Source organism: Spirochaetota bacterium, from assembly GCA_030154445.1.
Lineage (GTDB): Bacteria > Spirochaetota > Brevinematia > Brevinematales > Brevinemataceae > Brevinema_A.
In genome coordinates this window covers 1-15,492 of record JAGUQW010000003.1, presented here as the reverse complement: position 1 = coordinate 15,492, position 15,492 = coordinate 1, and the positions used below count along the sequence as shown (strand labels likewise).

The 15,492-nt window shown below is 27.6% G+C and carries 15 protein-coding genes; 10 read left to right on the top strand and 5 right to left on the bottom strand.

What is annotated here, in order from left to right:
• The first annotated feature begins 32 nt into the window (after positions 1-32).
• A complete protein-coding gene (locus tag KFW21_01690) occupies positions 33-902 on the top strand; it encodes a hypothetical protein (GenBank protein MDK2818146.1) in 870 nt (289 codons plus the stop codon).
• Positions 903-971: 69 nt separating this feature from the next.
• Here the strand turns inward: KFW21_01690 and KFW21_01685 are convergent, their stop codons facing one another.
• The 5 genes from KFW21_01685 to KFW21_01665 all read right to left on the bottom strand — a co-directional run bounded on the left by KFW21_01685 (position 972) and on the right by KFW21_01665 (position 6,029).
• A complete protein-coding gene (locus KFW21_01685; protein MDK2818145.1) occupies positions 972-1,631 on the bottom strand; it encodes a hypothetical protein in 660 nt (219 codons plus the stop codon).
• Between the two features lie 61 nt (positions 1,632-1,692).
• A complete protein-coding gene (locus KFW21_01680; protein MDK2818144.1) occupies positions 1,693-3,378 on the bottom strand; it encodes an amidohydrolase in 1,686 nt (561 codons plus the stop codon).
• Positions 3,379-3,459: 81 nt separating this feature from the next.
• A complete protein-coding gene (gene efp, locus KFW21_01675) occupies positions 3,460-4,020 on the bottom strand; it encodes an elongation factor P (protein MDK2818143.1) in 561 nt (186 codons plus the stop codon).
• A gap of 22 nt (positions 4,021-4,042) precedes the next feature.
• A complete protein-coding gene (locus KFW21_01670) occupies positions 4,043-4,357 on the bottom strand; it encodes a hypothetical protein (GenBank protein MDK2818142.1) in 315 nt (104 codons plus the stop codon).
• Positions 4,358-4,937: 580 nt separating this feature from the next.
• Complete coding sequence (locus KFW21_01665) at positions 4,938-6,029, bottom strand: aminopeptidase P family protein (GenBank protein ID MDK2818141.1); 1,092 nt, start codon at positions 6,027-6,029, stop codon at positions 4,938-4,940.
• Between the two features lie 206 nt (positions 6,030-6,235).
• Here KFW21_01665 and KFW21_01660 point away from each other — a divergent pair, with 206 nt between their 5' ends.
• From KFW21_01660 to KFW21_01620, 9 genes are all read left to right on the top strand, one after another.
• Positions 6,236-7,093, top strand: a complete 858-nt coding sequence (locus KFW21_01660) for a tetratricopeptide repeat protein (protein MDK2818140.1) — start codon at positions 6,236-6,238, stop codon at positions 7,091-7,093.
• A 45-nt stretch (positions 7,094-7,138) separates the two neighbouring features.
• Entirely contained in the window at positions 7,139-8,839 is a 1,701-nt protein-coding gene (locus tag KFW21_01655) for a hypothetical protein (GenBank protein ID MDK2818139.1), read from the top strand.
• Positions 8,840-8,963: 124 nt separating this feature from the next.
• Positions 8,964-10,199: a hypothetical protein gene (locus KFW21_01650; protein MDK2818138.1), complete on the top strand. Its 1,236-nt coding sequence runs from the start codon at positions 8,964-8,966 to the stop codon at positions 10,197-10,199.
• A 25-nt stretch (positions 10,200-10,224) separates the two neighbouring features.
• Positions 10,225-12,159, top strand: coding sequence for a DUF342 domain-containing protein (locus tag KFW21_01645; protein MDK2818137.1), 1,935 nt, complete (start codon positions 10,225-10,227; stop codon positions 12,157-12,159).
• Between the two features lie 22 nt (positions 12,160-12,181).
• Positions 12,182-12,994, top strand: a complete 813-nt coding sequence (locus KFW21_01640) for a hypothetical protein (protein ID MDK2818136.1) — start codon at positions 12,182-12,184, stop codon at positions 12,992-12,994.
• Positions 12,995-13,039: 45 nt separating this feature from the next.
• Positions 13,040-13,420 (top strand): polymer-forming cytoskeletal protein, encoded by a 381-nt coding sequence (locus tag KFW21_01635; protein MDK2818135.1) that lies wholly within the window; start codon positions 13,040-13,042, stop codon positions 13,418-13,420.
• 3 nt (positions 13,421-13,423) lie between these two features.
• Positions 13,424-14,344, top strand: a complete 921-nt coding sequence (locus KFW21_01630) for a 4-hydroxythreonine-4-phosphate dehydrogenase PdxA (protein ID MDK2818134.1) — start codon at positions 13,424-13,426, stop codon at positions 14,342-14,344.
• Positions 14,345-14,389: 45 nt separating this feature from the next.
• Positions 14,390-14,794 (top strand): flagellar export chaperone FliS, encoded by a 405-nt coding sequence (gene fliS / locus KFW21_01625; protein ID MDK2818133.1) that lies wholly within the window; start codon positions 14,390-14,392, stop codon positions 14,792-14,794.
• Positions 14,795-14,808: 14 nt separating this feature from the next.
• The coding region (locus KFW21_01620) for a hypothetical protein (GenBank protein ID MDK2818132.1) at positions 14,809-15,492 on the top strand (684 nt) is incomplete at its 3' end.

Below are 15,492 nucleotides of genomic sequence, written 5' to 3'. Positions count from 1 at the left end.
TTAGTAAAATATCATTAAGGAGGATCAATAGAATGATTAAATTATTATTGATATTATTATGGATAACGAATAGTAGTTTTGCCCAACAAAAAAATTCTATACTTGATCAAGGTTGGTATGTAGATTCAGCATTTAGAGTTGCTTGGAATTTTGCAGGTGTTTGCTATAGAAATAAAGTCTACTACAGAAAAGTATTATCAAGAGATAAACAAAATATTATGTTTCAAAATTCTTATTTAGAAACAGGTGTAGAGCTTGGATTAGCTCCTTTTGTAAAAGCTACAGCTTTTGTTGTTTGGCAACCTATTCTTCCATTAAAATTTAATATGAGAGTTGGGTATTACAAAGATCTTTTAGGAGAATCTTTGGTTGATGGTCCTAATGGATCTTATAATCATGGATATCTCAGTTTTACAGGATTGAATCCTAACAATATTACTAGTGATAAAATTAATACTGCTATTTTAGAAATTGAGTTTGCACCAACATTAACTCTTGGTGGTAAAGTTGGCAATGGAGCGTTGGTATTTTTGTATACTCCCTATATGAGCTTTTTTTATAGTTCTAATATGAAAGAAGCTCAATATAAATATTTTTCACGAGATTCTATTGTTATTAAGAAAAACGATATCCTATGGCGTCATAATTTTCTTTTTGGCTATTCTATGCTTAATCTAGGACTAACACTTGGTTTTTCATCAAGTATCCAACATATACAATCAATTTCTGGTGTTTTCAGGGCAGGTGTATTTGGCGCTATAGCGTATGAAAAAATATCATCTAAGTATCCTAATTTAATTCCTTATACTAGAGTTCAAATTGGAACATGGGTCAAAGATCAATACTTACAAAATTTATTTGTTATTCAATTAGAAACTGGGATTAAATATAAATTCAAATAAAAAACACCCTATAAATAGGGTGTTTTTTATTTGTCATTTAATTAATTTTTTATAATTAGAGAAAACGAATTAAAAGTTCCAGTTATCTTTTTTATCTGCAACTATAATAAGTGGACTACTATAACCACCTGAAACATAAAGTGTTCCTGAACCATCAGTAGATGGTGTTACTGTAGCACCATCTAAATTAGCTCTATATCCAAGGAAATCCTTTGGATTACTACCTGTTAAATCATCACCTATGTAAAATACTAAAGGCTCACCACGTTCGTCACCAAAATAAAAATCACCATCAATTGATCCAAAATCCAATTTCACTTTGTCAGCAACAAATGAAACTATAGGTGCTGAAAGACGGCCTCTAGAATCTTTAGGATCTGATGTTATATATTGGAAGCCTTCCATTGTGCCTGTTGGATTGTGTAGTTCTATACGACCTTCATAAGTTTGAGAACCATACTGTCCACCACGAGTAAAGAATAGAACAGCGATAGGTGTTTCAAGAGTAGTAGTAACAAGATCACTACCTCTCATTTGATCCAAAAATCTATCTAGGACTCCTTGTGCATTCTGAGTATTCTGAGTCATAAGTCTAGATTCTGCAGCTAGACTCATTCCGGATCCAGATGTTACAGGAAATCCATCAACACCCAATTCTTGGGTTTTATCGTTAGTAACAGTACAACCTGCTAATACGATAGTAAGTAATATAAATAAACTTTTTTTCATTTATATCCTCCTTTAAAATTAATATATCTTATAATGACATATATTAAAAAAAATGTCAAATTTATTTTTTATGAAATATTACATTACCGTTTTTTATAGTAGAAATAATCTGAATATCATTAATTTCCATAGGATTTATTGTCAAGGGATTATCTGATAGTATGATCATATCTGCTAATTTACCAACTTCTAAAGATCCCTTTGTATTCTCTTCAAAATGTTGATAAGCACTCCATAGTGTAAGTGATTTGAGTGCAGTCATTACAGATACTCTTTGTTCTGGACCTATTTGTTCACCTGTTCTTGAAATTCGATTTACTGTAGCCCATAATACTCTCATATTATTTGGAACAGCAATAGGGGCATCATGATGTGAAGTAAACATCATACCAGCATCTTCAAACCATTTTGTAGGTGAAATATCATTATACCTAGGCTTACCTATAGTTTGTTCCCTATGCCAATCTCCCCAATAATAAGTATGTAAAGGAAATAAAGAAGGAAATATTCCTAAGTTTTTGATTTTATTTATTTGATCTTTTCTTGTGAACTGACCGTGTATTAATACAGGTCTTTGATCCTTATTGCCATATTTTTTGTCAGCATTTGCTACCGCATCTATAAACAAATCAATAGCTGCTTCTCCATTAGCATGTCCTAAAACTTGTATATTACTTGCATACGCCATTTCTATTTTTTCAAAAACAAGATCTCGCTCAACAGAAGGATATCCTACATAATTAGTATCGTATCCATGAGGTGGAATCACATATGGTCTATCTCGCCATGCAGTCTTACCTTGAGGTGATCCATCCAAGCTAATTTTCATTCCTCCAACACGAAAGCGTCCTTTATATTTTTTACTAGCAGTCATAACAGCCTTAGGAGCTTTAAATATATCTGGATAAGCAACAATATCTATAGGTAACAATCTTAAAAATCCTAATAACTTCATAATAACTATCTGATCTTCACTAGATCTACCCTCTTGAACCGTTGTATATCCAAGTGATTTCATTATATCAATACCATTCAAAAACATTTTTGCAGCAAAAAGTGGAGAAAATTTAGCAATTTTATAAAAAGAATCTATATGTATATTCTCATCTAAGATACCATTTGGTTCTTGTGTATTCATAACCCTCTGAATAACTCCTCCAATTGGATCTACCGTATTAGAATCTATTGCTAAAAATTCCAAAGCTTTGCTATTTGCAACACCTATATGCCCAGATTGATGCATAATATATGCTGGAATATCTGGAAAATATTTGTCAAGATCAAATTTTGTTGGATGTCTTTGTTCTTTTAATTGAGAATTATCATAACCAAAACCAATAACAAATCCTATTTCTTTATAAAGATCAGGATTTGTTTCATAATATTTTTTCAATTCTAATAAAAGATCATCAATACTATTCACAACACCGTCTGGAGCAGGATATAAATTAGCAGCTACAGATTGCATAGATATCCCAAAAATATGACTATGAGGATCGATAAAACCTGGTAATAGTGTTTTGTTACTAAGATTAACAAATTTAGTACGCTTATTTGTATAATTATAAATTTCATCCAAAGACCCCACTGCCAAAATTTTACCTTTAGTTACAGCTATGGATTGTGCTATAGGCATAGCATCATTCATTGTAATAATCGTACCATTATAGTATATTGATTCTGCTTTAGAGCTATCACTACAAGATACTAACAGTATTACAGACAAAAATATTGTTAAAATTTTCATTTAAAAACCTCTTTTGATAAATATAGTAAAAAATCAAAAAAAATCTAAATATAACTATTTAGATTTTTTTTGATTAAATTTTTATCCTTTTACTCGTTCAATATAACGATCATCTCTTGTATCAACTTTAATTATTTCCCCAACATTAACAAACAAAGGAACTTGTACCACTGCACCAGTTTCTAAAGTTGCTGGTTTTGAACCACCACTAACAGTATCTCCCTTAAGACCAGGATCTGTTTCTGTAATTTGTAATTCCACAAACATTGGAATATCAACAGCAATTACTTCATCTTGATAAATTTTAAGATCAACCAGACCTTGTTCTTTTAAATACAAAATAATATCGTTAACAATATTCTTCGGTACTGAATATTGATCATAAGTTTCTTGATCCATAAAAATAAAATCAGAGCCTTCTTTATAAAGATACTGAGCTTCTCTATTATCAACACGAGCTTGTTCTACAGAATCACCACCACGAAACACTCTATCAAGTATATTCCCTTTAATAATATTTCTAAGTTTTGTTCTCATCACAGCTCCACCTTTACCAGGCTTGTGATGTTGACACCAAGTTACATACCATAATTGATTTTCAAAATTTAAAATCATTCCTTTTTTAATATCGTCGTAATTCATCCTACCCTCTCACTATATATTATTATTTTTTATTTTCTAATATTTGTTGTAATAAAGCGTTTTGTTTTTTTAATAAAATATTTTGTTGTTTGGTGTTATCTTCTATTTGAATTATCTTAAAAAACAAAAAAGTATTTAAAAAATTAGGCAATAGAAACAATGTTGGAATTATAAGAGATAACATAATCCAAGTTTCTTTTTTTTTCCAATTATCTATATTAGTTAATTGTTCTGTAAAATTGTTGATAACAAAATATGTAGATAGTACACATAAACATATAAAAAAAAATGTTTTTGACCAAGAATTTAAAAAAATAGATGTAAATATTTTTTTCATTAATAACTCTCTCTACTCACTTCTATTTTTTTCTGTTTAATAATAACATGTATCATAATAAAAAGTATATATGTTGAATATATGATTAATAAATATGTTGTCATCGATAACATAAATATTTGTATACCAATTATATAGAAATATATCAACCCTTGCTGATATATTTGAAGCATAAATAAATAATCTATATTTATTTGGTATGCATTAATAATCATATAATTTATTGATTGTAAAAAACAAATTATTAAAATCCATTTTATTAATAATTTTATATACTTACTACTTTGTATTTTAATAAAATACATATAGTCTAAAGTACCATCAGATATTTTAGACTTCCAAGTAGTGTAAATTATTCCTGTAAATATACCTGAACATAAGGAAAATATAGGTATAGTATATGTAAAGATGTGCTCTATACGAGCCTTAAAAGACATATAAGTATTAATTAAAGTGTACTTATAGAATTTTTTTGTTACTGTTTCACTAATATAAGCTATTGAAAAGTAAATAAATTTAAATCCTTCATAGATCAATAATAAAATAATAAGAAAAAGAAAAAATCTATATATTTTTTTCATTAAAAATCATACTTACATTCAGTAAGCACTTCAAATTTATCCTGTCTCATTACAACAATATCTTCTAGTCTAATTCCACCCAATCCAGGCAAATAAATCCCAGGTTCAATAGTAAGAACCATATTTTCAAGAATAGGTTTATCCCAAACTGTATTTAATCTAGGATTTTCATGTACTTCTATCCCCAAAGAATGCCCTAATCCATGCCCAAAATATTCACCATAACCTTTCTGTGTTATATAATTTCGAGCAATCGCATCGATTTCTTTCCCAGTCATTCCACAACAAGCATTTTCTTCTACTAATCTTGTAGTATCTTCTACAATTTCTCTAATTTCAGCTAATTTAGGATCAATATTTCCCACTTGAAGTACACGACTGAAATCCGAACAATAGTGATCTTTAACAATTCCAAAATCAAATTGTACCAAATCTCCATCATTAATAATTTTATTACTTGCTATACCATGAGGTAAAGCAGATCTTTCACCAGAAGCTATAATAGTACTAAATGCCATTCCTTCGGCACCTTGCTTTTTACAATAGAATTCTAATTCTGCTGCTACTTCTAATTCTGTCAATCCTGCCTTTAAAATACTTTGAATATATATAAAAGCTGCTTGTGTGATCAGTAAATTTTGTTTGATTATTGCAATTTCAATATTATCTTTGATACTCCTTAGATTAAATAAACTAAGATCTTGTATAGCTTGAGTTTCTTTTGGTAATGCTGAAACCATAGATTTACCAATAAGATAAGACATATGATCTGGAGAAAATTTTAAATATTTGATATTTTCTTGAATTAAAATTTTTTTAAGAGTTGATTCAAAAGAAACAGTTACACTAATTTCTTCTACTGAAAGTGAAATCTGTGCTTGCTCTCCTATTTGGGTTAAGTATCGTCCATCAGTAAATAAATAAACAACTTCTGAACAAATTAAAAGATGATTATTACTACCTGTACAACCTGTTAAATAATATACATCTGCAGGATTTACTGTTAAAAATGCTGTATTAATATCTAATAATGTTTGTAATTGAATTATTCTTTTTTCAAAAAAAGGTTTTTTTATTATTTTTTTAAACACTTAGAACTCCTTATCGATATAATCTTATTATAATTAAGAGATATATCATAATATTATAATGTATTTAAAAATTATAATCAAGTTTTATCTTAATTGTAATATATATTATACAAAGGATAAAATCAAAATTAATCTATTAAAAATTTTAGATATGAATATCAACTTTCCGATGTTATTAGAGTAAAATTTAAAAGTTGAGGCAAGATATGACAAAACGGTTTATTTTATTTGTCTTTTTTATTGTTTTCACAGCTGTATCATTAAATACTCAAACCAGTAATCCTCTTAATAATGATACAGCTTATTCTTCTGACACACTGAATCGTCTTTATATTGTAGGTTTACAATATCTAAACAATAATGAATTAACTCAAGCTGAGATTTCTTTTAGAAGTATTATTGCTTTTCCTTTCAGGAATAAAGATTGGCGAACAACTCGTTATTACAAAGCAAAAGCACATTTTTATTTAGGAGATATTTATTTTATTCAAAAAAAATATGATAAAGCTTCTTTTAATTATCAACAAATAGTACAAGAATATGCAGAAATTGAAGAATATTCTTATGCTCTCTATAAATTAGGAAGAAGTTTGATTTTAAATAATAAAGAATTAGAAGGAATAGATGTATTAAAAGATTATAATTATAATTATGGTACTAAAGATTTAAATGCTGACAATACTCTTTATTGGATTGCTCAAGGGTACATAAGCCTTGAGAATTATAACGCAGCTCTTCAAATACTACATCAAATTTTAAGAGATTTTCCTAACTCAGGAATGGCTTATGATATTAGAATTTTGATTTCTAAGTTAGAAACGACACCTAGTGCTAGTCCTATATCTCAGAATTTGAAACAAAGCATTCAAAATAATATTGATAGTAGTCGTAAAATTATGGATAATATTACGGAAGAAAAAGAACTTGTCGATAGAATGAAACAAGTTTTAACGATAAAAGAACAACTATTACATTTAAAAGAAAGAAAGTTAAATTTATTAGAATCCGTTGCCCAAACAAGAGTCAAAGCTCTTAAAGAAAAAAATATAAATACTAAAAAATAACACAGTACTTACACATCTTTATATTACAAATAACTAGGAGAATTTATGAACTACAAATTCAGATTTCTATTCTTTTTTATTATTCTAACATTGTCAAATTCTCATATTTATACCCAATCTAAAGAATGGGTTAGTATATCAAATCAATATATAAGTATAAGTATGGATATTAAAACAGGTAGATATATTGTGTACGATGCTGTTAAAAATGATACTCCAATTAATATTGAGACTTCATTTTTTCCTAATTCCTTTCTCAAATATACTTCCCCTATTCCCCCTAATGATAAAAACTTATCACCATTTCTAGGTTCTTCAACAAATGCTTTAAATGTTACCACAATATCTATTGATGAAACGCCTGTTGTTTTTGGATCTGAAAATGGTAGGTGGATTAGTCCTCCTGTAATACAGAATAATATTATTATTTATGGATGGGCTATTGGTGGCTTAGAAATTATACAGACTATTGCTATTGTTACAAATACTGAGACTTTATTCCCCGATGCTGTCCAAATAACATACGATATTATTAATAAAGATACTACAAAATCCAGAAAAGTTGCTGCAAGGCTAATTTTAGATCCTACTCTTGGAGATGATCAAAATAATGCTTTTTTTCTCCCTAATTATGAAACTATCAATACAGAATATACGGCAACTTTAGAATCATTACCTGAATATTGGCTCACATCTGATCAAACCGGTGAGTTGTCTTCATCATCCTTGAAAGGATTTTTACAAAATCAACACCCCATTAAACCTAGTAGAATATATCTTACTACTATAGATCAGGCACTCCGTGATATTTGGGAATATAAATATTCAAAATATTCAAAAATTAATAACAAAGATAATGCTGTTGTATTATTTTTTGATCCTCAATCTGTTGCTCCAAATTCTTCTATTAGGATCGCTTCTACTATGATTGGACTGCCTACTTTGATTGATGTTTTTGGAAATAATGGATTAGAAGTTCGAACAAGTTCTTTTACTAGTCAAAAAACTACTCCTTTATCTATAGATCTATGGTTACAAAATACTAATGTTGCAGTTTTTGATGAAGTAACATTAGAAATAAAAGCCCCTCCAACACTAGATATTTTTGATCCTATCATTAAAAAAATTACAGCAATTGGCTATAGAAATAAAAAGCCTATTAGTTGGAGTATCTCTCCGAAAGAACAAAAAGGTGATTCTTACGATATATTAATAGATGTGAAAGGTTATCAAAATGGAGTTGTTACCTCTCAATTCAATGTCCCTATTATCATAAATATCGATGATCAATTTGAAAATAATAATAACAAGAATTTGTTAGATACTATTGATCAAACTAAAAAAACTATACAACAACTCACTCCTATTTCAAAACAAAATAATACCCTTACTTTATCTCAGTTTAATCCTGGTGATACTTCTGGAAAAAATAATACTAGTCTTTCTAAAATATATAATTATTTGCAAAAAAACAACAGTATTGAGAACAAACAAATTATTAAAATGATAGAAACAGAACAAGTATTAATTCAAGAAATATTTGATCTAGAAAAAAATATTCTAGATATTAATAAACAATATAATATCTTATTAGGCATTTATGAAAGAATGTATAAAGATAGCTCTAAAATTGATAGAGATCAAATAAATGTACAATTACTTATTGATAATATTAGCACCTTTGAAGAAAAAATAAAACAACAAGAATCTATGATTTCAAATATAACATCTAGCTCAGATAAATAATTTTAATAAAAAAAAACAACTCTTATACCAAAGGGTTGTTTTTTTATATGTTTATTTTGCATTTTTTTTAGAGATATGATATATTATAGAATACTTATCTTATTTTGTTTATATGGAGTATTATTTGCTATACACTCAACAGGTACAAAACCCTATATTTTCTCAAACAATGGCATTAAATTTATCTATTTTAAAAATGAATAAAGTCAATCTTAATATTTTATTATCTGAATTAACAGACAAAAATCCAATAGTAGCTGTAGATAATATTTATATTCCGTGGAAAGATCATTTTACAACAAAAACATCTAATATTTTTGAAGATGTTATAGCTACAGAAAAAAAACTATTTGACAATCTTCGAGAAGAGTTACTATTAGAGTTAGATGAATCTGACTACCCTGCTTTGTATCTTTTAATTGGCAATTTATCTCCTAATGGATTTTTAATTACATCTTCTCAAAAATTATGTCAAGGTATTAATTTTGATGTAGAAAGAGTAGAAAAAATAAGACTACTCATAATGAATAGCTCCTATTTAGGATTGGCATCTTTAGATAGTGCTGAGTATTTATTATTTATGACGCGATATTTTTATACTGTAGATAGCTTAGAATATAGAGTATCCGAAGTGTTAACCAAATATTCTAATAAAAATATAACAATAGATAAATTAGCAAAACACATAGATGTTGATAAAATACTTTTACAAGAAGCCTTACAAAATATTAAAAAAATAGCAAAAAGTCCTTTAGTTGAAAACAATATTAAGCCTATTTACCCAGATTTTCTAATTACAGTTCAAGATAATAAGCTTATAATAACTCCTTCATCTTTTTTAACGCCATCTTTATCAATAAAAGATTATCAAGAAAATAGCTATACTATCAAAGAATTAAAATTATTCTTAAAAGAAGCTAATACTATCAAAGAAGCACTTCATTTAAGAATGGAATCTTTACAAAGGCATGCAGAAGCACTTATATTAGCGAGAAGTGATTTTTTTCTTGAAAAAAATCATCAAAATGACGAATATAATAAAGAAGTCAAATTAAAAGATATTGCAAAAATTACAGGAAGGCATATATCTACCGTTTCAAGAGCTTTAAAAGATAGATATTTTATTTTTAATGAACAAATTTTTCCTTTCTCAATATTATGGAATCGTAAAATAGGCATTGCTGATACCTATACCGTTAAAAATATTATAAAAAAAATAATTGAAAATGAAAACAACACTACCCCTTTGTCAGACACAATGATTACTGATATTCTATATAAAAAAGGAATAAAAATAGCAAGACGAACTGTTAATAAGTATAGACAAGAGCTTAAGATAAACTCATCATACCAACGATAGTATATGTCTTATATATGAGGATTTTATGGAACGATTACAACAATTAATAGAGAGAGATCAATGGTCTGAACTTCTTACAGGAGCTCAAGATCTTTATAAACAATCAATAGATTCAGAAATAGAAATTCTTGCTTTTTCTGAAAAAGAAGCTATCAAAAAAGCTATTGATATTTTCAACACTCCTAAAGAATACCTATCTTTTTCTCTTGTTGTTCAAGGTAAAAATTCTTTGTTTGGTTTTATTAAAACTCCATGTAGCTATATTTTTTCTGTAAAAAAAGAATTCAGACATTTATTTGTAGTCAATATTGATTATAATCAATATAATGATTTAGCTCAAAATAAAGATGGATCTTTTCGTTTGTTGATGAAAAAAAAGGGTTTGTTTTTGCAAGTATTTAAACCTGAGGGAGTAGGACGATCTCTTACAAAAGAAAATATTTTACAAGCATTAGCTAATCGTGGTTACACCTCTGTTAATGATGAATTAATAGTGAAAGCTCTAATAACTTTTAAACCTGTTATTGTAGCACCTTTTGTAAGATCATTAAATAATGACTCTGAATTTTATATTACTGTTTCTAAAGATAAAATGGAAGCTATGTTAAGTTTTTCTAAACCTATAGATAATGGTAGAATTCCAGAAGTAGATGAAATTCTTCACGCATTAAAAAAACAAGATGTTATTTTTGGAATTAATAATAAATATATAACAGAAGCTCTTGATAATGAATTATATAATATCCCTATTGTAATTGCTCAAGGTGTTTCTTCTATAGATGGTACAAATGCTTATATTGAATATACATTTCCAACTGGAAGTGAAGTATTCAAACATGCTGTTAGATCTGATGGTAGTGTTGATTTCAAAGAACTAAATATTATTCATAATGTTACTAAAAACAGTGTGTTAGCAACAATGATACCTGCAACACAAGGGCAGGTTGGATATACTGTTACAGGCAGTGAATTACCAAAAATTGATGGAACTCCAGTTGAATGGAATCTTGGATCTAATGTTTATTTGTCACCAAATAACCTAGAAGTTCTTGCTGATAAAACAGGTCAAGTCTATCTAAAAAATAAGCAAATTTGTGTTGATCCAGCATTAGAAATTTCATCTAATGTAGATTTGAGTGTTGGTAATATTGATTTTCTTGGTAATATCATCATCAAAGGTAATATTGACGATGGTTTCAGTGTTATATCTGGTGGTAATATAGAGGTTTATGGACATATTGGAAAGTGTATTATGCAAGCAGAAGGTGATATTGTAGCACACCAAGGTATTCAAGGAAAAGATGAAGCTAAAATAACCTGTAAGGGTAATTTATTTGCTCGTTTTATTGAAAGAACAACAGTTTTTGTTGGCGGTAATCTCATTGTGACTAAGGCATTACTACATAGTAAAGTTATTGGGGATAAAGGAGTTTATGTTACAGGCGATAAAAAATCTATTATTGCTGGTGGAGATATTAAAGCTCAACATGAAATTGTTGCTACAATAATAGGAGCAGAATCGTATATTGATACTAAAATTGAAGTAGGTTATTCTCAAACTGCATTAAATAAAATTAAAAGTTTGAATCAATCTATAATATCTTTAGAATCTCAAATAGAAGACGTATCTACTCAATTAACTATGTTAGTAGAGAATTCTCCTAAAGCAAAGAATGTACAAAAAAATATTTCTAGTTTAAAAAATCAAAGAGATAAGACTTTAGTATTACTTGAAAAGACTAAAGATGATTTACATGAATTAAGAGGAACAGCATCTATATCTGCTTCCAAAGCATTTATGCCAGGTGTAAAAATAAAAATTGGCGATACTAATTTGGATATAACATCAACTCAAAGTTCTGGAACCTTACAAAATAATGATTCTCGTCAAATTAATATAGAAGCATATAGCCCATCTAAATTTATGCAAGAATTAGCAACAGATACTAAAAAAAGATAATTAATTATAGGAGTAACTTAATATGCATCAAATAAATACTCATAAATCTACTATATTATCTAAATTACAAATTTTAAAGAAAAAATTCACTTTAGCTCATCAGAGTAATAAAAATCCTGAAAGATTATTAGAGATTAATAAAAATATTTGTATTATTCAAGAAATAATAAACAAATTAGAGCATAATAGTTTGACTTGGCAAGATCTTGAAACTATAGGTATTACTCGTGCTCATATTTTAACCTATACAACTACTATAGAAAATAATATTCCTGTAGAATTTAGTGATTTTATTTTATTATCTGAAATTCCTATAAAATATATTATTTCCAATAATGTACATTATATAGATTTGGATTTTATTAATATTTTATATTCTATACTCGAGTATATTAATGATAATTATCAAACTATATTTACTCAAAAAATTCTAATATCAGCATCTAAAAGTAATTATCTTAGAGAAAATTTTTATACACAATATCAAGATATTTTACATATTTTTCATAGCTATATTGATTTTCTTACTATTTCATCAAATTCTAATCAGCATGAACAATTAATTAAAAAAGAATATGTACAATTAATTAAAAACATTTATTCATTTTTTGTAAATATACAAAATTATATAGATATAATAACTAATGATCCTAATTTTTCAAATGAAGATTTTCTTCAAACTATTACATCTACAGATAAAGATATATCAATTTATGGCTTGCCACTTAGTATTGCTTTAGATGAGTGTAATATTTTTATTTCAGAAGCTTTACAATATTTGAATATAAAAAATAAAGATCTTTTTGATCATTTATTTTTAGATAAAAAATCATAAACAATTTATATATTTAATTTACAAGAAAATATCTAGGAGAGCTCTATGCCTCATCGTATAAAAAATACAGAGAATATCATTGGTGAAAATTCTATTTTTGAAGGAAGTTTGACACTTTCTGGAGCTCTACGCATTGATGGAACTTTCAGTGGAGAAGAACTTAATATAGAACATATAACTATTGGTAAAACAGGAAAAGTAAAATCTCAAATTAAAAGCCATTCTATCGTTATTGAAGGTACTGTATTAGGTAATATTAATTCTACAACTCGTACAATGTTACTTCCTACAGCTAAAATATTAGGTAATATTTCTACACCAGAACTTATTATTCAAAATGGTGTGATTTGGGATGGACATTGTCTTATTAGTAATAGTGATAATAATGATATATCACAAATTATTATTGATTCTTTTAATGAATAATTTATGTCTTCTAAGCGTATTTTAATAACTTTAGGTGATCCTAATGGTATTGGTCTTGAAATAACTTTAAAATGTTTGGATAACTTATCTATAGATAAACACAAAAATATCTCTATTATTGGTTTAGAACATATTTGGAACTTATATGCTAGTAAGTATAATAATATTACTTTTTATCCTATAAAAGATGATTATATTCCTGAATATGGTATTATTAGTCCTCATGCAGGACGAGTTGCCATTAAAAGCCTAGATCGAGCTATTGAACTGATTAAATCAAAGTACTACCATGGACTATTGACAGCTCCTATTTCTAAAGAAGCTATTTACTTAAGTGGTATAACCAACTTTGTGGGACATACAGAGTATTTAGGTCAAGCTTTTAATTGTCAATCAGAGATGTTATTTTGGAGTCCTAAATGGTCTGTTATTTTATTGAGTTCTCATATTCCTCTTAAAGATGTTTTTAGTTATATTACAAAAGAAAGGTGTTACCATATATTCAAATTAGCTATTGAATTTAATCAAAAATATCTTAAAGGTGAAATTGCAGTATGTGGTTTGAATCCTCACGCAAGTGAAAATGGTATCATAGGAGATACAGAGCTTACTATCTTCACACCTATTATTAAGGAATTAGCTCTTAAATACCCTATCTCTGGACCTTATTCTTCTGATACTATTTTTCAAGATGCTGAAAATAATAAATATACTATGTTGATAGCTTGCTATCATGATCAAGCTTTAATTCCTTTCAAATTACTTCATTTTAATGATGGGGTAAATGTTACCTTAGGATTACCATTTATTCGTACTTCTCCAGATCATGGAACAGCTTTTGATATAGTAAATCAAAACAAGGCTAATCCTCAAAGTATGATAAGTGCCTTAAATTTTATCTTGAAAGCTCTCAACCAAGTATAATATGCAACCGATAAATATTATAGATTAATCTGAGGAGATTTTTTTATGTATGGATATGAAACTTATAAAACAAATGATATCGAAACTGCTAGTCAATTAAAGCTTATAGTAATGCTATATTCTGGAGCAATAAAATTTGCTCACTTAGCAATCGAAGCAATTGAAAATAAAAATATTGAATCTGCAAATAATAATATCATTAAAACTCAAAATATTATAAGTGAATTATTATCGTCTTTAGATTTTAAAGCAGGTAGTATTGCAGAAGATCTCTCTGGATTATACATATATATACATCGTTTATTAGTTGAAGCTAATATTCAAAAAAACACAGCTCCTATAAAAGAAAGCATTACTCTTATAACTAATCTAAAAAATGGTTGGGATGATCTTCTAGCAAAAGAGAATACTAATGCTAAAAATACCAGTAATATTAATATTTCAGGATAAAAATGGAGTCATATATGTCAGATCCACATCAAATACAAGTAGAAGTTTTTTCTCTTGATAATAATGAGTTTCAATCAACCAAATTCGAATTTCTTAAACAACATACCTTAGCTACTCTAGAACAAAATGATCCTTTTGAAATAAAGCCAATCTTAGTAGATGATGATTTTTCACCCCTATCTATAGATAACATTAATTTTTCTAGCCCAAAAAACTCAAAGACTCCAGAATTTCATAATGATTTGGATAAAATATTTGCAGATTTTGATAAAGAAGTTTCTAAAATTCTAAAAGATGTTCCTTCTTTGGATAAAGAAGAAGTAACTCAAGCACCCTCTCTATCACAATCTCATGATTTTCAACACACATCATTTCTAGCACCTACAGATATTATTTCTGAGTATATAGAAGATGATAATGTAGACCCTTTATTTATAGATTTTTTTGAAGATGAACCAGTATCACCTATAGTAAAAATTACTGATAATAATAATAATTTAGATCAAATAGTTAATTTTTCAGATTTTATAAAACAGTCCTATTTAACAGTGCCTACTAACGATACTATTGATAATACTGAGATCCTAGACGAAGTCACTGTTGACGATATTATTATCAACGATACTATTGATAATACTGAGATCCTAGACGAAGTCACTGTTGACGATATTATTATCAACGATACTATTGATAATACT